General features: G+C 71.0%; 16 protein-coding genes. 13 read left to right on the top strand and 3 right to left on the bottom strand.

Translation table 11 applies throughout. The features are described 5' to 3' along the window. Window positions 1-10 precede the first annotated feature (10 nt). A complete protein-coding gene (locus VGR06_RS03240) occupies window positions 11-1,528 on the bottom strand; it encodes an alpha-N-arabinofuranosidase (RefSeq protein WP_327557418.1) in 1,518 nt (505 codons plus the stop codon). A 141-nt stretch (window positions 1,529-1,669) separates the two neighbouring features. Between VGR06_RS03240 and VGR06_RS03235 the strand changes: the two genes are divergently transcribed. From VGR06_RS03235 to VGR06_RS03205, 7 genes are read left to right on the top strand one after another with little or no spacing between them, the layout of a single operon-like run. Further along, window positions 1,670-1,846, top strand: coding sequence for a thiomuracin/GE37468 family thiazolyl RiPP peptide (locus VGR06_RS03235; protein ID WP_327557417.1), 177 nt, complete (start codon window positions 1,670-1,672; stop codon window positions 1,844-1,846). A gap of 10 nt (window positions 1,847-1,856) precedes the next feature. After that, window positions 1,857-4,418, top strand: coding sequence for a lantibiotic dehydratase (locus VGR06_RS03230; protein WP_327557416.1), 2,562 nt, complete (start codon window positions 1,857-1,859; stop codon window positions 4,416-4,418). Beyond that, complete coding sequence (locus VGR06_RS03225; RefSeq protein WP_327557415.1) at window positions 4,415-5,518, top strand: lantibiotic dehydratase C-terminal domain-containing protein; 1,104 nt, start codon at window positions 4,415-4,417, stop codon at window positions 5,516-5,518. Before VGR06_RS03230 ends, VGR06_RS03225 begins: the two co-directional genes overlap by 4 nt. Further along, window positions 5,515-6,585, top strand: a complete 1,071-nt coding sequence (locus VGR06_RS03220; protein ID WP_327557414.1) for a thiopeptide maturation pyridine synthase — start codon at window positions 5,515-5,517, stop codon at window positions 6,583-6,585. Before VGR06_RS03225 ends, VGR06_RS03220 begins: the two co-directional genes overlap by 4 nt. Next, the gene (locus VGR06_RS03215) at window positions 6,582-8,006 is read left to right on the top strand and encodes a SagB family peptide dehydrogenase (RefSeq protein WP_327557413.1); all 1,425 of its coding nucleotides are present in this window, start codon (window positions 6,582-6,584) and stop codon (window positions 8,004-8,006) included. The genes VGR06_RS03220 and VGR06_RS03215 overlap by 4 nt, the downstream gene beginning before the upstream one ends. Further along, window positions 8,003-9,484, top strand: coding sequence for a hypothetical protein (locus VGR06_RS03210; protein WP_327557412.1), 1,482 nt, complete (start codon window positions 8,003-8,005; stop codon window positions 9,482-9,484). Before VGR06_RS03215 ends, VGR06_RS03210 begins: the two co-directional genes overlap by 4 nt. Beyond that, window positions 9,477-11,222 carry a TOMM precursor leader peptide-binding protein gene (locus VGR06_RS03205; protein WP_327557411.1) on the top strand — a complete coding sequence of 582 codons (1,746 nt, stop codon included), beginning with the start codon at window positions 9,477-9,479 and terminating at the stop codon, window positions 11,220-11,222. The genes VGR06_RS03210 and VGR06_RS03205 overlap by 8 nt, the downstream gene beginning before the upstream one ends. Window position 11,223: 1 nt before the next feature. On the opposite strand, the gene VGR06_RS03200 is transcribed toward VGR06_RS03205, so the two are convergent. After that, on the bottom strand, window positions 11,224-11,481 hold the full coding sequence (locus VGR06_RS03200) for an isoamylase early set domain-containing protein (RefSeq protein WP_327557410.1): 258 nt from the start codon (window positions 11,479-11,481) through the stop codon (window positions 11,224-11,226). Window positions 11,482-11,753: 272 nt separating this feature from the next. Between VGR06_RS03200 and VGR06_RS03195 the strand changes: the two genes are divergently transcribed. The 3 genes from VGR06_RS03195 (at window position 11,754) to VGR06_RS03185 (ending at window position 14,875) form a co-directional block, all read left to right on the top strand. Beyond that, window positions 11,754-13,004, top strand: a complete 1,251-nt coding sequence (locus VGR06_RS03195; protein WP_327557409.1) for a lipase — start codon at window positions 11,754-11,756, stop codon at window positions 13,002-13,004. A 13-nt stretch (window positions 13,005-13,017) separates the two neighbouring features. Further along, window positions 13,018-14,052, top strand: a complete 1,035-nt coding sequence (locus tag VGR06_RS03190) for an alpha/beta hydrolase (protein WP_327557408.1) — start codon at window positions 13,018-13,020, stop codon at window positions 14,050-14,052. 154 nt (window positions 14,053-14,206) lie between these two features. After that, window positions 14,207-14,875, top strand: coding sequence for a M50 family metallopeptidase (locus VGR06_RS03185; RefSeq protein ID WP_327557407.1), 669 nt, complete (start codon window positions 14,207-14,209; stop codon window positions 14,873-14,875). A gap of 295 nt (window positions 14,876-15,170) precedes the next feature. Here the strand turns inward: VGR06_RS03185 and VGR06_RS03180 are convergent, their stop codons facing one another. Then, complete coding sequence (locus VGR06_RS03180; protein ID WP_327557406.1) at window positions 15,171-16,145, bottom strand: helix-turn-helix domain-containing protein; 975 nt, start codon at window positions 16,143-16,145, stop codon at window positions 15,171-15,173. Between the two features lie 83 nt (window positions 16,146-16,228). On the opposite strand from VGR06_RS03180, the gene VGR06_RS03175 reads away from it, so the two are divergent. The 3 genes from VGR06_RS03175 to VGR06_RS03165 form a co-directional block, all read left to right on the top strand. Then, window positions 16,229-16,618 carry a nuclear transport factor 2 family protein gene (locus VGR06_RS03175; RefSeq protein ID WP_327557405.1) on the top strand — a complete coding sequence of 130 codons (390 nt, stop codon included), beginning with the start codon at window positions 16,229-16,231 and terminating at the stop codon, window positions 16,616-16,618. Between the two features lie 129 nt (window positions 16,619-16,747). Beyond that, window positions 16,748-18,034 (top strand): lytic transglycosylase domain-containing protein, encoded by a 1,287-nt coding sequence (locus VGR06_RS03170; protein ID WP_327557404.1) that lies wholly within the window; start codon window positions 16,748-16,750, stop codon window positions 18,032-18,034. 17 nt (window positions 18,035-18,051) lie between these two features. Next, window positions 18,052-19,061 (top strand): toll/interleukin-1 receptor domain-containing protein (locus VGR06_RS03165; RefSeq protein ID WP_327557403.1); only part of this gene is annotated, 1,010 nt, incomplete at its 3' end.

Raw genomic sequence — 19,061 nt, 5'->3', positions numbered from 1 at the left:
TTAGACCAATTCAGTCAGCCGTCCCGGCCAGGCGGATCATGGTCCAGGAGGCCGGGGGCAGCTCGACGGTGAGCCGGCCACCCTCGGGCGGCGCCACCGCGAGCGGGCGCGGGCGCACCCGGTCCGGGTTCTCCCGGTCGTTGACCAGGTAAGGATCGGCGCCACCGGCGAGGCACTCGGTGCCGTCGACGCTGAGCGGGCCCAGCGCGCGCAGGTCGAGGGTGAGCGCCAGCGGCTCCGTCACGTGCCGGTTGAGGGCGAACACGCTGACCGCGCCGGACTCCGGGTCGCGGGTGGCCACCGCGTCGAGCGCGGGCACCTCGCCGAACACTCCCGTGTGGACGGTCGGCCCGGCCGGCTCCACCCGCAGCACGTCGCCCCGGGCGTGCCGGGCGGTCAGGGCGAACGGGTGGAAGATCGTCTGGCGCCAGGCCGGGCCGCCGCGCTCGGTGCGGATCGGCGCGATCACGTTGACCAGCTGCGCCTGGCAGCCGACCGCCACCCGGTCGGCGTTGCGCAGCAACGTGATCAGGTAGCCGCCCACGGCCACCGCGTCGGCGACCGTGTACGTGTCCTCGATCAGGTCGGGCGCGGCCGCCCAGCCTTCGCCCTTGCGCTCGTTGAACTGCGAGATCTTCCACACGTTCCACTCGTCGAACGAGAGCGTGATCCGCTTGGTACGCCTCAACTTCGCCCGCACGGAGTCCGCGGTGGCCACCACCCCGGCGATGAACCGGTCCATGCCGGCCGGGGTGGCCAGGAAGCTCGAGAGATCCCCGTCGTGCTCCTCGTAGTAGGCGTGCAGCGAGATGTGGTCCACGTTGTCATAAGCCAGCTCCAGCGTGGTGGCCTCCCACTCGCCGAACGTCGGCATGGTCGCGTGGGAGCTGCCGCACAGCACCAGCTCGACCCGGGGATCGATGGCGCGCATGGCCTTCGCCGTCTCGTTGGCCAGCCGGCCGTACTCCGCCGCGCTCTTCTGCCCGATCTGCCACGGCCCGTCCATCTCGTTGCCCAGGCACCACAACCGGATCCCGTGCGGCGCCGGCACGCCGTGCCGCACCCGCAGGTCCGACCAGTACGTACCGCCCGGATGGTTGGCGTACTCCAGCAGGTCGCAAGCCTCCTGCACACCCCGCGTCCCCAGGTTCACCGCGAGCATCGGCTCCACGCCCGCGGCCGCGGTCCAGGACAGGAACTCGTTGAGCCCGAACGCGTTGTCCTCGATCTGCCGCCAGGCGAGATCCAGCCGGGTCGGCCGCTCGCCGACCGGCCCGACCCCGTCCTCCCACCGGTACGAGGACACGAAGTTCCCGCCCGGGTAGCGCACCACACCCACGCCGAGCTCGCGCACCAGTTCCAGCACGTCCTGCCGGAACCCCCGCTGGTCGGCCGCCGGATGCCCCGGCTCGAAGATCCCGCTGTACACGCACCGGCCCATGTGCTCGACGAACGAGCCGAACAGCCGCCGCCCCACCGGGGCGATCCGGAACGCCGGGTCCACCGTCAACTCCGCGGTCAGCACCATACCCCGCACGGTATCCGGCCGCGGACCTCGAGCGCGCGTCGAGGGCGGGTCGTCGGGCGCGCCCAGTTGCATTGACCGCCGCCCGGCCCTCCAGGAGCCTCGGATCAGCGCCATCGCGCTATTCCACATAGGAGGGTAATAGTGAACATCTCCAACAAGCTGGATTTCGACATCGACGATCTGCCGATGGACGTGTTCGAGCTCGAGGACGCCGGCCTCACCGTGGACTCGCTGACCTCGGGGCACGGCATGCCCGAGAACGCCGCCTCCGCGTGTGGCAGCTTCTGCTTCTGCAGCTGCACCCGGTGTTCCTCGTAGCAGCCACGCGATGATCCCGACACGGGCTGGCGGCGGCCCCCGGTGGCAGGTGGCCGAGTACTTCGGCGTGCGCATCGCGGGGCTGCCGGCGGGGTCGATCGGCGAGCTGCGGTTCGACAAATGCCTGGCGCACCTCGAGGCGATCCGCGCCGCCCAGGCAACCCTCCGGGCCGAGGCGGACGCGATTGCCGACGCATTGCACACGGCGATCGGCGAATTGTCCGAAATTCCGGTCAAACCGCGGGTCATCGGATTGCGGCGCTCGATTCACCGGCTCCGCCGCCCGGCCCGAACCGAGTGGGACGCCGGCGTGGCCGCCGCCCTTCCCGCCGCCCTCGCCGCCCGGACGCGTTCCTGGTTGGCGTCGCTGGACGAGCTGGCCGGGCTCCGCGCCGCGCTCCCCGAGCTGATCGAGGCGGAAGCCGCGGACAAGGAGCTGGTGCTCCGCGACCTCGCCGCCGATCCGCTGTTCCGCCGCGCCCTGTCCCAGGCCGGCGCCTCGCTCGCCGCCGAGCTGGAGAAATGGCTGACTGGTGCGCACCGGCCCAAGCGCCGGACCCTGTTGGGGCTGACCAACTTTGTCACCCGCGCTGTCACGAAGACCAGCCCGTACAGCACGTTCACGCTCAGCGGCATCGGCACCTGGACCGATGGCGACACCTGCTCGCTCGACCCCGGCCCGCCCGCCGGCCTGTTCGAGCTGCACGGCCACATCGTCCGCGCCACGTTGACCACCCTCGCCGCACGCCCGGAGCTGGCCGGCTCGCTGCGGGTCCGGGTGAACCCGTCCGCCACGGCGTCGGGCGGTCGCGTCTGCTTTCTCGGCGCCGCGGCACCCGAGCCGATCGTCACCGTGCCGCTCACCCCCGCCATCCGCGCGTGCCTGCGGATCGTCCGCGAGCGCCGGCCCAGCCTCGCCGAGCTGCACGACATCCTTGCTGCGAACGGAGATCCGGAACGGGTGTCGCGGTTTCTGGCCAAGCTGACCGACACCGGCCTGCTCGAAACCGTTCCCCCGGTGCCGGACCAGTCCGCCGACCCGCTCGGCGACCTCGCCGCCTGGGTGCGTTCCGCCGGCCCCGACCTCGCCGGACCGCTGGCCGCCCTCGAGCGGGTCGGCGCCGAGCTCCGCCGCCCGGTGGCCATCACCGATGTCGCCGGGCACCGGACGCGCCAGCGCAACCTGCACGACGCCATCGACAATCTCTCCACCGCGTTGCGGATCACCCGGGACACCGACGGCCCGCGCAAGGCCGCGTTCCACGAGAACGCCGTGCATCCCGACCCGGTCGTCGAGCTCTCCCGCGACTCCTGGCGCCCGGCCCTGGACGACCTCGACCTGTTCCGCCGCTGGCTCGGCGTCCTCGGTCCGACGCTGCCGCTGCGCATCGCGCTCGGCGACCTCGTCCGCCGCTGCTTCGGTTCCGGCGCCCGACTGTCCTTTCTGGACTTCCATCGCGCGGTGCAAGCCAAGGACGGCGAGGTCGGCACCTATCTCGACGTGGCCACGCTGCCGCTGACCTCGCCGGTGCTCGCGGCCAGCGCGCTGCCGCGGGTTCGCCAGCTGCACGCCCTGCGCACGGCGGCACTTGCCGAACTGCGCGCGGGCACCACCCCGGACGCGCTCGAGCACACGGTCGCCGGCTGGCCGGACTGGATCACCCCGCCGGAGTCGCTTTCCTGCTACCTGCAACGAACTCCGGGTGGTGAGCGCGCCGTGCTCAACCTCGCCATGCCAGGTCACGGCCGCGGCCGCAACCGCCTGTTCCGGCTCGTCCGTGAGGCCGGCGGCATCGCCGTCCCGACCGGCCCGCCGCATGCCCGCCCGGAGGTCCTCGCCGAGCTCGGCGGCACGTTCGCGAGCACGGTCAACCGCCGGCACCCCGGCGCCCCCTACGAGATCGACTACCCGTTCACCGTCTCGGACCGTCCCGCGGACCAGCGGATTCCGTTGCACGACCTCGTGGTCACGCACGACCCGGACACGGATCTGCTGAGCCTGCGGTCGGTTCGGCTCGGCCGCGCGGTGAAACCGGCGCACCTCGGCATGATGGCCGAGTTCCTGCTCCCGCCCGCGGCCCGGCTGCTCATGCTCGCGTTCGGGGACACGTTCCTGGTGCACCCCAGCGTGCCGCTGCTGGCGTCGTTCGCGGACATCTCCGGCTCGACCGGCATCACCCGCCTGCCACGGGTGGAGATCGGCTCGTTGGTGGTCCAGCGCGCCCGCTGGATCGTGCCGCCCGGCGAGCTGCCGGTGCGCCGGCCGGGGGAGGGCGACGGAAACTTATGGGCGCGGTTGCTGACCTGGTTGCGGGACAACGGGATTCCACTGCGGACATTCGTCCGGGCGTGGCCGGTGGGTGAGGAGCCGGACCGGTTCCGGCGCTGGGCTCTCGGGAAGGCCCGCAAGCCGGTGTACCTGGACGTGGCGAACTGGTTCCAGGTGCAGGCGTTCGAGCACCGAACCGGCGGCGGCGCGCACCTCGTGATCTTCGAGGAGGCGCTGCCCGACCCGGCCGAGGCCGGCCCGCGCGTCACCGAGTACCTGCTCGAGATTTCGGAGGCCCCATGAGCGAACCTGCAACAGACCGCCCGCGCGGGCCGGCGATGTCTGGACTGACGAGCAGCGCAGGGAGCGAGGAACGAGCGACCGACCAGCGCAGGAGGGAAGACATCGCGTCAAGGCCCGCGCATGCGAGCGGAGCGAGCCAATCGAACACAGCGTGGATCAGCCTGCACCTGTTCTACCAAGGGGATCTGGGCGAGCTGGCCCGGAACCTGGTGGCCCCGCTGACCTCCGGGCTGATCGCGGACGGCCGGGTGCGCGACTTCTTCTTCCTGCGCCACTGGGACGGTGGTGATCACCTCCGGCTCCGGGTCCGGCCCGCTGAGACCGGCCTGGAGCGTGAGCTGGTCGAGCGGTGCACGGAGTACCTGCGGGCGCATCCGTCGCCGGAGCGGGTGACCCAGGAGCAGTACGCCGCGTTCGCCGTCGCGCTCGGCCGCTGGGAGCACCTGACGTCCTACACGGAAGTCATGTACCCCAACAACTCCGTGCGGGTGATCCGGTACCGGCCGGAGCACAACCGGTACGGCCACGGCGCCAGCGTCGAGGCGGTGGAGCGGCACTTCGTGGAGTCCAGCCGGATCGCGCTGGACCTGATGCGCCGCGGGCTGCCGGCCGACCGGCTGGACACCGCGGCGTTCTCGCTCATCCTGCTGGCCTGGTTCGTCTGCCAGCCCGACCCGGCCGCGTTGCACGCCTCGATCGCCTCCTACGCCCGGGCCGCCGGCGAGCCGCCGCCGATCAAGCTGTGGGCGGAGTTCGAGGAGCGGTACCTGGCGCAGCGGGACCGGTTGCTGGCGCTCGGCACGCGGCTCCGGGCGCTGGCCGCCTGCCCGCCGGAGCTGCTGGGCTCCGGCTCGCTGGCGGAGTGGACGGCGTCGGTGGCCCGGCTGCGCAACGCACTGTCCACTCTGGACTTCACGGGTCCGGGCCGGGGCTGGGAGGGGCCGGGCGGGATCACCGGGGCCGGCATCCTCACGGTGGTCGACATCTGCGCGCACCTGATCTGCAACCGGCTCGGCGTGACGCTGGCCGAGGAGGGCTACGCCCGCTACCTGGCCGGCCAGATCACCGGCGCGCTGAGCACGGTCGGGGCACCGCGATGACCTGGCACAGCTTGCACGTCCACTACCACGAGGACCTCGACGCGCTGATCTGTGCCGGCGTGCGGCCGCTGTTCGCCGCGGTGCGCGACCTGGTCGAGGGCGCGTACTACGTGCGGCACTGGCGGCGCGGTCCCCAGCTGCGGCTGAACTTCCACACCGCGGCGCTCGACTCGGTGCTGCCGGTGGTCGAGGAGATCGTCGGTGGGTTCCTCGCCCGCCGGCCGTCCACGGCGGTGCTGGATCCGTTGGCGCTGCTGGCCGAGCACGAGCGGCTGGCCCGGCTGGAGGCCGACCCCGGTCCACTGCTGCCGTGGCGCCCGGACAACTCGGTGCACGTCGAGCCGTACGACGACCGGACGCACGTGCTGGGCAGCCCCGAGGCCGCCGCACTGCTCGTGGATTTTCACGTGGCCACAACGGATCTGGCGTTCCGGGCGACGTCCGGCGTGCGTGCGGGTGGGTCGAGGCTGAGCGTGGCGTTCGACCTGATGATCGCCACCGCGCACGCGCTGTCCGGCATCGGGGTGGCCGAGGGGTTCGTGTCGTTCCGCTCGCACGCCGAGGGGTTCCTGGCCAGCCACCCGGGCGCGGCGGAGCTTCGCCCGCGGTGGGACCGGCACTACGCGACGCACGCCGAGTCTCTGGAGCGGCGGGTTGCGAGCATCCTGAGCGGCCGGGTGCCATTCGTACGGGACTGGGTTTCGGTGCTGGAGCCGATCCGGGTACGGGCCGGGAAGCTGATCGAGTCCGGGCGGTTGGCCCTGGACACCCCATGGTTGCGGGACAACTACGACCCGGGTATCCGGCTGGACCCGGCGCGCAGCGCGTTTCACCGCGAACTGGACGGCGAGCGGCGCCGCGGCCGAGGTTCCGCGCAGGCGACGTGGTTCCTTCAGTACCGGGTCATGCTCAACTACCTGTACCTGTTTCTCACCAAGCTCGGGGTGAAGCCGGGGGAGCGGTACCTGCTGTGCCACCTCGCGGCGAGCGCGGTGGAGGGCGCGTTCGGGGTCAGCGCGTTCGACGTGATCACGCGGCCGGACTTCGGAACGGTGTCACTGTCATGACCACCGAGCTGCTCCGCCTCATGCCCGGGGTGTTCACCGCGACCGCCCAGGACGGAGCGGTGCACCTGGTCCGCTGGCCGCACCGCGAGCCGCTCGGCCACCTGACCGACGCGCAGCGGTCCACCCTGCACACGCTCGCCGCCGGTCCGTGCCATCCCGACCAGCTCCGCGCCGGGTCCACTCTGGTCAACCGGTTGCGCGCACGCGGCTGGCTCGTCGTCGAGGTCACCGACGCCGGCCACCCGCTCTACGCCCTCCGCCCGGTCCGCCCCGCGAGTCCCCAGTTCAGGCCCGCGAGTCCCCAGTTCAGGCCGCTGAGTTCGCATTTCGGAACCGCGAACTCGGCTGCTGGAAACGGGGACTCGCGGGCTGGAAACGGGGACTCGCGGCTGTCCCGGTTCGCGATGCTGCGGCGGGACGGGGACGAGTGCGTGCTGCAGTCGCCGCGGGCCTGGTGCGAGATCTCGGTGCTGGACCCGCGGGTCTGCGCCGTGCTCGGCATGTTGACGGTGCCGCGCTCGGCCGCCGAGCTGGGGGAGTGGCTGCCCGCGCCGGCCGCCGCCCGGCTGCTTGCCGACCTGCGCTGGGCCGGGCTCGCCGTGCCGGCCGGCGACGCCGAGGACACGGAGCTGCGGCTGTGCCAGTGGAGCCCGCACGATCTGTGGTTCCACGAGCAGACCCGGCTCGGCACGCGGTTCCCGGTGGCGGGCCGGCCGGTCGGCGCCACGTACTGGGCCGAGGGCCGCTTCCCGCCACCGCCGGCCCGCCGCGACCCGTTCCCCGGACCGGTGATCACGCTGCCGCGCCCCGACCTCGCCGCCGTGGCCGACCCGCCGCTCAGCACCGTGCTCGAGTCCCGCCGCACCATCCGCGCACACGACGACGACCACCCGATGGATCTGGCTCAGCTGGGCGAGTTCCTCTATCGCACCGCGCGGGTGCGGGCTGTCATCCCGAAGGACGACGACGACCAACTCGACCGCCCGTTCCCGTCCGCCGGCAGCCTGCACGAGCTCGACCTCTACCTCGCCGTCCGGCATGTGGCCGGCCTCGAACCCGGTCTGTACCACTACGACGGCCACGACCACGCGCTCCGCTCGGTCTGCCCGTCCAACTCCGCGGTGCGCCGCCTGCTCGGCGACGCCGCGGCCGGCGCCGAGCTGCCGGCCGCACCGCAGCTGCTGATCGTGCTCGCCGCCCGGTTCGCCCGGGTGATGTGGAAGTACCAGGCGCTGTCCTACGCCCTGATCCTCAAGAACGTCGGCGTGCTCTACCAGCTCATGTACACCGTCGCCACCGCGATGGGCCTCGCCCCGTGCGCGCTCGGCACCGGCGACTCGGCCGCGTTCACCGAAGCCACCGGCCTGGACCCGCTCGAGGAGTGCAGCGTAGGCGAGTTCATTCTGGGCAGCCGCCCATGAAACTCAAGCTCCGTCCCGGCACCTACCACTGCGGCACTCCCGACGGCACCTACCTACTCACCCACCGCGGCCCCGTTTCCCTGCCCGGCAGCCAACTCCACCGCTGGATCGACCGCCTCGCCGACCACCTCGACGGCTCCCATACCCTCGCCGACCTCACCGCCAACCTCGCCCCCGACCGCAAGACCGCACTGCACAAGGTGATCACCACGCTGCTGGACCTCGGCGTGATCATGGAGTGCGCCGCCCCGCCCGTGCCCGCGTGGGCCGATCGATCCGCGCTGGTGCTCGGCTCGGGGGCGCTGGCCGCAGCGGTTCGGGAAGCGGCGCGGATCTCGGGGTTGAAGTGCGATGAAGGGGGCCTTTCTCACGCCCAGTGCGAGGAAGGCCCCCTTCGTCGCACCCCTGGCGACCTGGTGTTCGACCTCTCCCACGACCCCGACCCCGCGCGCGCCCGCCGCTTGGAGCGCACCTGCGCGGCGACCCGAGCCGTGCTGTTCCCCGTGCTGATCGCTGGCGACGCCGTGTTCCTCGGCCCGACCGGCGGAATGTCCGCGGCCTTGCGGCGGTTCATCTCACCGTCTACTGAGGACACGGCACCGTTCACCGATTCGGCCCGGCGGGTGATCGCCAATCAGGTCGTGCACCGGGCTTTCACCGAGTTGGCCGGTGGCGAGCCGCCCTCGACCGTGGTCACGCGGGTGGATGTTCGCACGTTGCGCACCTCGGTCCACCGGTTCCAGGTCGACGTGCGGGCCCGGGATTTCTCCGAGCGGGCGAACTCGGTGTCCGACGACCTGTTCGGCCGGTTCGGCCGGATCGACGAGGGCGACCTCGCGCAGTTTCCCTTGCACGTGGCCAGAACCGCGGTCCCCGGCGTGGGCCCGGTGTACGGCTACGGCGTGGACTTCGCCACTGCGCGCCACCGCACGGCGCTGCGGGCGCTGGCCGCCTCGGTGTCGCGGAGTCCAGGCGTGGCCGCGGCGCCCACCAGGGACGACGCGATCATCGACGGCCTGCTCGCGCATTGCCGGACGCTGCTGATCGGCATGCCCGGTGTTGGCCCGATGATCGACATCGGTCGGATCGAACTCGACCCGACCGGTGCCCGCTACCGCCGCCTTGCCGCGGCCCTTCCGGAGCCGGTGCGCTGCCACGACCTGACCTGCCGGCTCGGGATTCCGGCGGTGGCAATGGAGCTCGGCGGCCGGACCGTCGCCTACACCGCCGGCCGGACACTGGCCGACGCGGTCCGCGACGGGCTTGAGCAGGTGCTGCTCGCGTTCCAGGCCCGCGTCAACGACCAACCCGAGTACGCCCCGCCGCCGGTGCCCCATCTGCCAGCGGGTCCGACCCAAGAGGCGGTGCGGGTTCTCGAGCTGACCGAAGCGTTGGCGCGGCAGGGAAAGAGGGTCGAGATCGTGCCGCTCGAGGACGAGATCGCCACGGTCGTCCACGTGGTGATGCGCGATGCCTGAGGTAACTCTGCCCGACGAGGGTCTGGTGCCGGTTCGCGTGGAGCTGGGCACGGTGGTGATCGGCCCGGTGCGGCTCCCCGGCCGGCCGGGCTGCGCGACCTGCGCTGAGCTGCGCCGCCGCCGGGCACGCGAGCACGATGAGGCGTACCAACGCGTCTGGGACGCGCACGGGCCGTCCCCCTCGCTCACCGGTCTCGCCGTGTCCACCGTGGCCGCGCTGGTCGCCGAGCAGGCCGCGGACGTCCAGGCGGGCCGGACTCCACGGGCGCACAACGCGTTGCTCCGAATTGATCTCGGCACACTCGCCGTGTCCACCCACCCGTTCCTCCCCGACCCGCTCTGCCCGGACTGCGGCGACCTGCCCGACGACACCGCCGAGTCGGCCCGGATCACGCCGTCGTCCCGGCCGAAACCGGCCGGCACGTACCGGACCCGGGCGCTGGCCGCGGAGCACGACGCGTTGCTGCGGGCCTATGTGGACGGTGAGGTCGGCCTGATCCGCCCGCTCGCCCGGTGGAACGACGGGGGAGTGGTCATCGCCGCCGCCCCGATGGGACTGCGCACCGAAGACCGGGTGGAGACCGGCTTCGGCCTCGGCCGCGACTACCGTGCCGCCGAGACCGCCGCCGTGGCCGAGGCGCTGGAACGCTACGGCGGCATCATGCCCGGCGGCAAGCGCACCACCGTGATCGCCCCGTACGCCGAGATCGCCGGCCACGCGGTGGATCCGCGGACGTTCGGGCTCTACCCGCCGGATCGCTACGCCGTGCCGGGCTTCGCGTTCATCCCGTTCGACGAGTGCACCCCGTGCCGCTGGGTGTGGGGCTACTCGTTCGCTCGGCGGGAACCGGTGCTGGTGCCGGAGTCCTACGCGTATTACCACACCCGCCTGGTCCACCCGGATGAGCCGCGCTTCGCCTACGAGGTCTCCAACGGTTGCGCGCTCGGCGCCTCGATCGAGGAGGCGATCTTCCACGGCATCCTGGAGATCGCCGAGCGGGACGCGTTCCTGATGACCTGGTACGCCCGACTCCCGGCGCCCCGGGTATCCCTTGCGGACACCCGTGACCCGAACATCCCGTTGCTGGCCGCGGCCATCACCGAGGAGACCGGCTACCGGCTCCTCGCCTTCGACATCACCCTCGAGCAGCGCATCCCCAGCGTCTGGCTGATGGCCGTTGACGATACCGGAGACCCGTTACGCCCCAAGGTCTCCTGCGCCGCCGGTGCGCACCTCGACCCGGACCGCGCCCTCGCCGGCGCGCTGCACGAGCTCGCCCCGGCGCTGACCTCACTCATCCGCCACTACCCGCAGCGCGCCGGGCACGCCCGCGCCCTGGCCCGCGACAGCACGTTAGTGTCCGAAATGGACGATCACGCCCTGCTCTACGCCAACCCCGAGGTGTTCGACCGCTTCGACTTCCTCACCGCCGCAACGGAAACCCGTCCGTTCGGCGATTCCGCGCCACGTCGCACCGACCTGCGCGAGGACCTCGAGGACCTCCTGCACCGCTACCTCGACAGCGGCCTGGACGTGATCGTGGTGGACCAGACCACGCCCGAGCACCGCGCCGCGGACTTCGCCTGCGTCAAGGTGATCATCCCGGGAACACTTCCGATGACGTTCGGCCACCACAACCGCCGCACGCACGATCTGCCGCGGCTCTACGAGGTGCCGCCCGGGCTCGGCTACCCGCGCCCGGACGGCATCAACCCGTACCCGCATCCGTTTCCGTGAGTTACCTCGGCGCCGTGGCGACGATGAGGCTGTCGTTGCCGATCCACTGGACGTCGGGGTGCTCGGTCTCGTTGCACCAGTGGTCGTTCTCGGCCAGGTAGCGGAACCGGATCGAGGAACCCTCGGGGACGGTGACCGCCAGCGACCGGGTGCCGTTGCTGCGCCGGCGCAGCTCGTGCGCTCCGGGTTGCCATCCGTTGAAATCGCCGACCACGCTGACCCGGCCGGGTGGTTCGTGGGTCGGCAGGACAAACGTCAACCGGACGTGGCCGCCACGAGCCCGGTCTATCCGAAGCATATTTCTGTGCCTCCTGTTCACGGAGTTCTTCTGAGCGGGGTAAGGGTCCCAGGAAGGCGCCGCCCAGGGCCGCACGCCACGCCGGGCGGCCGGTTGCCGGTGCGCGACATGTGGGTAACCCACACGTATCGTCGGGTCCGAATGGTGCCCCGCGCCGTTGACGGCGACGCCGCGGAAGCACCAAGGTTCCGGAGGATTTGAATCGCGGATCCCACCCGTGGAGGTCACTGGCGATGCTCACACGGCGCGCACTGGCGGTCGCCGCCCTTACCGTCGCGGCGGTCGTGGCGCCCGCGCCGGCCTCCGCCGACCCCTCCTACCTGACCCGCGAAGCCACCTTCCCCTCGGTGAGCAACGGCTGGGCGTCCGTCGACCGGTACCGCGACCTTACCGCTGAATTCCACGACGAGCAGTACCCGCCGGACGGCCGCGGCGACCAGGACGGCCAGCGCCGGACGTTCTTCGGCGGCGTGGCGCGGCCGTCCTCGTCGCGCTTCCTGCTCTACTCCGCGCCCGGCTGGAACACCGGCAGCAAACCGGTCCCGGTGCTGCTCGTGCACGGCGCCAACGACAACCCGGACCGCGCCTGGGCGAACCCCAACGAGGCCGGCGGGTTCGGCTGCGGCTCGGCGTCCTGCCCGTCCACGGGTCTCATGCAGTACCTGAGCTCCCGCGGATACCGGGTGTTCGCCATCGGCTTCGCGCACAAGCAGGGCGACAACTACCAGCAGGCGCAACAGGTCGGCGACGCGATCGCGATCATCCGCGCCCGGCTCGGGGTCAGCTCGGTCGACGTGGTCGGCTGGAGCAAGGGCATGATGTCCGCCCGCATGTATCTCGCGTCGGTGCGCCCGTCCTGGGGCCGCGCCTACGCCGGCGACGTGCGCCGGCTGGTCCTCCTCGGCGGCCCGAACGGTGGTTACGACTACCCGTTCGCCCATGGCTGGGCGCACGACTTCTCCATCTGGCCGGAGTGCGGCGGCACCGTCAACGCGCCGAGCCCGCACACCCGGATGACCTGTTTCGGTTTGTACACCTACCATCCCGAGCTGTCGATCACCCCGACCGGCGGCTGGGACGCCTATCCGGGCCAGCGCCAGATGCTCGCCCGCTGGGACGGCGTATACGGCGTGAACACGTCCACACAGGACTGGTTCACCACCTACCACGGCGGCCAGGGCTTCTACACCGACGGTCCCGGCATCCAGGCCGCCATCAACGCCGGCTCACTGATCGGCACGATCCGCGGCACCCCAACACCTTCCGCCGTCCCGGTCTACCTCCTCGCCGGTGGCTCCCCGACGATCGTCGGAATCTGGAACGAAACCCGCGGCCCCAGCGACGGCGTGGTGTTCGTCAGCAGCGCCCTCGACACCACCGGCGTCACCACGGTCGGCGCCACCACCCTGGTGAGCTCCGCCAACCACCTCCAACTCGGCTGGGCCACCTCCGTCATGTCCACAGTGGCCGGTTGGCTGGCGTAGAAAGGGACTCGCCATGATCACCTCCCGCACCGTGCCCACCTCCCGGCTCACCGTGCACCTCCTCGAGGTGGCCGACCGCACCGGCCCACCCGTGATCTTCGTCCACGGCAACCTCTCCTCCAGCGCCTTCTGGCGGGCCACCATGCTCGCCCTCCCCGACACGTACCGCCCCATCGCGGTGGATCTGCGCGGCTTCGGCGACACCGACCCCCTCCCCATCGACGCCACCCGCGGCCTCCACGACCACGCCGACGACCTCGCCGCCACCCTCGCCGCCCTCGACCTCACCTCGGCCCACCTCGTCGGCTGGAGCATGGGCGGCGGCGTCGTGCTCCAGTACCTCCGCGACCACCCCTCGGCCGTCCGCACATTAACGCTGGTAAACCCCGTCTCCCCGTACGGCTACGGCGGCACCCGCGGCGCCACCGGCGACCTCGTCGACCCTTCCGGAGTCGGCTCGGGAGCCGGCGCCGCCAACCCCGAGTTCGTCCAACGCCTCCGCGACGGCGACCGCTCCGCCGACTCCCCACTCTCCCCCCGCCAGATCCTCCGCACCTTCTACGTCAAACCCCCCTTCATCCCAGCCGACGAAGACGCCCTAGTCGACTCCATCCTCACCTCCCGCCTCGGCGACGACCACTACCCCGGCGACGCAGCCCCCACCGAAGCCTGGCCCAACGTCGCCCCCGGCACCCACGGCGTCCTCAACTCCATGTCCCCCAACCACTTCCGCCTCGACGACCTCCACCAGACCGACCCCAAACCCCCCATCCTCTGGCTCCGCGGCGCCGACGACCAGATCGTCTCCGACACGTCGATGTTCGACCTCGCCCACCTGGGCCAACTGGGCGCCATCCCCGGCTGGCCCGGCCCCGAAACCCACCCACCCCAACCCATGATCACCCAAACCCGCGCGGTGCTCGACGAATACGCCTCCGGCGGCGGCACCTACGAAGAGATCGTCTTTGCCGACTGCGGCCACAGCCCGCACCTGGAGAAGCCCGCCGAGTTCCTAGCCGCCCTCCAAAACATCCTCGCCAAGGGCTGATCTCTCACAATCCGGAACGAAGTGGCCAGTTCACAGTCAATCGGGTCGAAGGCGTCGCCAGAGGACCACCGCTGGTGGTTGATTATCCGGCGTGCACACGGCGGGACTTGCGCAGTCGCCGGTGGTCACGGGCTCACCGGCGGGATCGGACGTCGTGGTGGTCACCGCGATGGTCGCGTTGCTGATTGCCCTGCTGGGGTTGGTGCCGCCCAGTACCTGGTGGCGCCGGGTGCTGGCCAGCCTGCACGTGGTGAGCACCATTGTGCACGAGGCCGGGCACGCTGCCGTGAGCATCGTGACCGGCGGCGGGGTGTACCTCATCGCGGTCGACAGCCCGCATTCCGGGATGACGCGTTCGTGGGTCAATTCGTGGTTGTCTGCTGTCTTCAGAAGCGCGGCCGGGTACGCGGCACCGCCACTGGCGGGCCTGGGAATCGCCGCGCTCCTCGGCCGCGGCCATGCGCATACCGTGCTGCTCCTGACCACCGTGCTGATGGCGCTGGTGCTGGTGGTGAGCCGCGACGTGATCACTATCGGCAGCGTCCTGGCCGTCGGTCTGGTGGCATTTGCGGCGTTCTATTGGGGATCGGCCGGCGTACAGCAGTGGGTGGCCTACACCGAGGCGTGGCTGCTGCTCCTGTGCGAGGCCGTGGGCCTGTGGGCACTGGTCCACAATCGGATGAGCGGTCCCTACTTCGAGCAGGGCGATGATGCCGAGGCACTGGCCAAGAGGACATTCATCCCGGCCCCGCTGTGGATCCTGGCCTGGTACGCCCTGAACGGATGGGCGCTGTGGATCGCCGTGCCGTTGCTGTGGCCCTGATGAACCCGTCACAGCGCCTGGGCAAGCAGCAGGTCGGCGGCATGCTCGGCGATCATGGCGGTGGGGGCGTTGGTGTTGCCCGTCGTCACCGTTGGCATGACTGAGGAACCCCATCCGAACCAGTAGGTAATGCCTACGCCAACGCCGATCATGGCTACGTAGACACGAGACAAGATCGCCGTTTCGGGAAGTTCACGCTCGAATATGAGCGTGAGCTTCCCATTTTGACGATCATGGCGACCATCGGCTCCTGGGCGCTGTGGTGGCGTCAGCCAACTCCTCCCATAGTGTCCGGTCAGGTGGCGGACATTTCGACGTGGCCGGTGAGGTCGCGGCTGAGGCGGTATTCGCGTGGGGAGACGCCGTAGGTGGCTTTGAAGACGCGGCTGAAGTGGGCGGCGTCGAGGAAGCCCCAGTGGGCGCCGATGGCGGACACGGCTTTGCCGCGGGTGCACGGGGAGACGAGGTCGCGGCGGCACTTCTCCAGGCGGCGTTCGCGGATCAGGCGGGAGACCGAGGTGCCTTCGGCGCGGAAGAGTTTGTGCAGGTAGCCGACGGAGATGTGGCAGGCGGCGGCGACGGTTTCCGGGCCGAGGTCGGGGTCGTCGAGGTTGTCCTCGATGAACCCGTGGATGCGGGCCAGCAGCGTGTGCAGCGGGTCGGCGGGGTAGTGGCCGGCGCCGCTGAGCAGGTCGGCGTAGAGCGTGCCGAGCAGGTCGACGATGTTGTCGGCGAGCCGGGCGGACTGCGCGCCGCCGATCTCGTCGAGCCGGGACGCGAGGTTGACCAGCAGGGGAGCGACGAGCCCGCCGATGCCGGCGCGGCCGGAGACACGGCGCGCGGTCACCTCGCTGACCGCGTCGTGCGGCAGGCGCAGCTCGCGGTGCGGGAACATCAGCACCAGCAGCCGGCAGGTGTCGTCGAAGGTCACCTGGTAGGGCCGGCTGGTGTCGTAGATGGCCAGGTCACCGGGGATCAGCGGGGCCTCGCGGCCGTCCTGGTGGATCAGCACGTAGCCGCGCAGCGGCATGCTCACCTTGTAGTACGGCGTCTCGGTGCGCTCGACGTGCCGCTGGGTGCGCTCGGCCCGGTGCGGCCCGGCGGTCACCCGGCTCACCGCGACCGAGCCGAGCACCTCGCCGGAGATATCGCCGCGGAACGTGCGCGGGTCGGGGAACTCGAGCGGCACGAAGGCCTCCGCGACCGCGGCGCGCCAGGCCTCCTCGCGCTCGCGAACCGACACGTCGACGGTGCTGACCAGCAACGTCATGGCAACCTCTTCGTTGCGACCATCCGAGCGTCTACGATCATATACGATCTCATGTCTTATTCGTACCCCACGGGAGGCCACCGATGACCACCCCGCTCGAGATCATCCAGGCCCACTACGCCGCCTCCGCCCGCGCCGACCTGGACACCATGCTGGCCCCGCTCGCCCCCGATGCCGAGTGGACCGAGATGGCCGGTTTCCCTTACGCCGGAACCTATCGCGGCGCCGACGAGATCCGTGCCGGCGTGTTCGCCCGGATCGGTTCCGAATGGACGGACTACCAGGCCGTCCCCGAGCAACTCGTCGCCGACGGCGAGGACGTCGTCGCCGTCGGCACCTACACCGGCACCTTCACCGCCACCGGCAGACCCATGCGCGCCCGCTTCGTCCACCACTGGACCGTGCGCGACGGCCAGGTGGTCCGCTTCGAACAGTTCACCGACACGCACCTGGTCCGGGAGGCAGTGCGGTGAAGGGGGCCTTCCTCACCCCGGGCGTGAGGAAGGCCCCCTTCACCGCACTCCCGGCCACAATTCGCTGCCCGAACGGGCAGGACCGCCCTCCGAACATATCTGCGGCCGCACAGCGTGCACCGTTAAGACGTGAAGCATGCGCGCGGGTCCAGGAACCGGAAGCGGCGGCAGGGCGGGCGGCACCGCCTCGGCGTGCCACCGCCGCTGCTGGAGTGGATCATGGTCAGCGAGCCCGGCTCCGGTGGCAAGCACCGGCTGCACGTGGGACCGCCAGGCGGCGTGATCGCCGCGGCCGGCGCCGTGCTCCTGGCCACCGCGGCGTCCCCGGCCCCGGTCCCCACCGCGGCTCCCGCCACCCCCCAACCGGCCGGCGGACCCCCGGTTCCGACCCACGACGAGCAGATCACGTGGTCAGCCGCCGGCAACCAGGTCCCCACCCGGCCAACGCCGCCGTCCCCACCCGCCGGCCTCGCCGATGTGTCCACAGTGGACAACGCGCAACCCGTGATACCCACCGTGTTCACCGGCGACATCCCCACCACCGTCCTCGACGCCTACCGCCGCGCCCGCGACGCCACCAACCTCGCCCAACCCGGCTGCCACATCCCCCTGGAACTCCTCGCCGCGATCGGCAAAGTCGAAACCAACCACGCCCGCAGCGGCCGGGTAGACACCCACGGCACCACTCTCACCCCCATCCTCGGCCCGGTCCTCAACGGCAACGTCTTCGCCGCCATCCCCGACACCGACAACGCGTCGTTGGACGGCGACCCCACCTGGGACCGCGCCGTCGGCCCCATGCAGTTCATCCCCGGCACCTGGAAAGGCTGGGCCGCCGACGGCAACAACGACCACCGCGCCGACCCTCACAACGTCTACGACGCCAGCCTCGCCGCCGCCCGCTACCTCTGCGCCGCCAACCGCGACCTCGGCACCCCTCAAGGCCTCGACGAAGCCATCTACAGCTACAACCACTCCACCAGCTACCGCAACCTGGTGTTGAGCTGGATGAACACCTACCGCAACGGCACCATCGTCATCCCCGACGCCCCCATCACCGAGCCCACCGTCGCCATCGCCGCCCCCCAACCACCCCCGGTCACCACCGTCCCGCCCAGCACCACCACGCCAACAACCACCCCACCCACCACGACCACCCCGCCGCCCACGTCGACCACGCCGCCGCCCACCACCACCGAGCCGCCCCCAACCTCGACCACACCACCGCCGACCTCCACCGTGCCGCCCCCCACGACAACCGAGCCCCCACCCACCACGACGGCACCGCCGCCACCCCCGCCGAGCGAGCCGCCACCCCCCACCACGGAGACACCTCCGCCCACCACCACGTCGCCCGGCCTGGTTCAGGGCGTTGTCTGCACCGTGACGGGCCTGCTCGGCTCCGGATGCCAATAAAATGGCAGAATTGCGCGGTGGCCCCCGACCCATGGGACTTCTTCGTCTCGTACACGCAGGCGGACCGGCTCTGGGCTGAGTGGGTCGCCTGGAACCTCGAAGAAGACAGCTATCGCGTCCTCGTGCAGGCATGGGACTTCATCCCCGGCACCAACTGGACCCAGAACATGCAGGACGGCGTCACCGGTGCCGCCCGAACGATCGCGGTCCTGTCCGACGCCTACCTGAATTCGGTGTACGGCTCGGCGGAATGGCAGGCGGCCTGGGCCGCCGACCCCGACGGAAAACAACGCAAACTCCTGATCGTCAGAATCCAGGATTGCCCACAACCGGGCCTCCTCGCGGGCGTCGTCAGTGTGGATGTATTCGACAAGCCTGAGGCTCAAGCCAAAGCCACGCTACGCAAGGCCATCGCCGACGCACTGGCCGGTCGCGCCAAACCGACGCAGCCACCGGCGTTCCCCGGCCGAGCTGTGCCCCGGCCGGCAAGGTTCCCGGGTGCGGTGCCCACGGTCTGGAAAGTGGCTGCCCGGAATCCGAACTTCACCGGCCGCGACACCGCTCTCGCCGCCCTTGCTCAGGACCTGTCCTCCGGGTCCACCGTGACGGTTCACTCGGTACACGGTTTGGGCGGAGTCGGCAAAACCCAACTCGCGATCGAATTCGCGTACTCCCATGCCGCCGACTACGACGTGGTGTGGTCAATCACCGCCGAAGATCCAACCACAATTCCCGATCAGTTCGCCGCCCTGGCCCGCAAGCTGGGCCTGACCCCGACGAACGATCCCGACGAAGTCCGCGAACAGGTCCACGACGCACTGCGCGCCGCCGCCGGCTGGCTGCTGATCTTCGACAACGCGGACTCCGTGGCCGGAATCCAACCGTGGCTGCCCAGCATCCCCCTCCAGGCTGGCACACCCGGACACGTCCTCGTCACCACGCGCCGCGGCGGCTTCGGCAGCATCGGACATGTTCTGGACCTTGACGTGATCGACTTGCCCGCTGCTGTCCAGTTGGTCCGGTCGCG

Origin of the sequence: Actinophytocola sp., from assembly GCF_036002505.1 — a bacterium.
GTDB lineage: Bacteria > Actinomycetota > Actinomycetes > Mycobacteriales > Pseudonocardiaceae > DASYTH01.
Note: the sequence above shows the minus strand (reverse complement) of the source record. Positions and strands in the feature narration are given on the sequence as shown.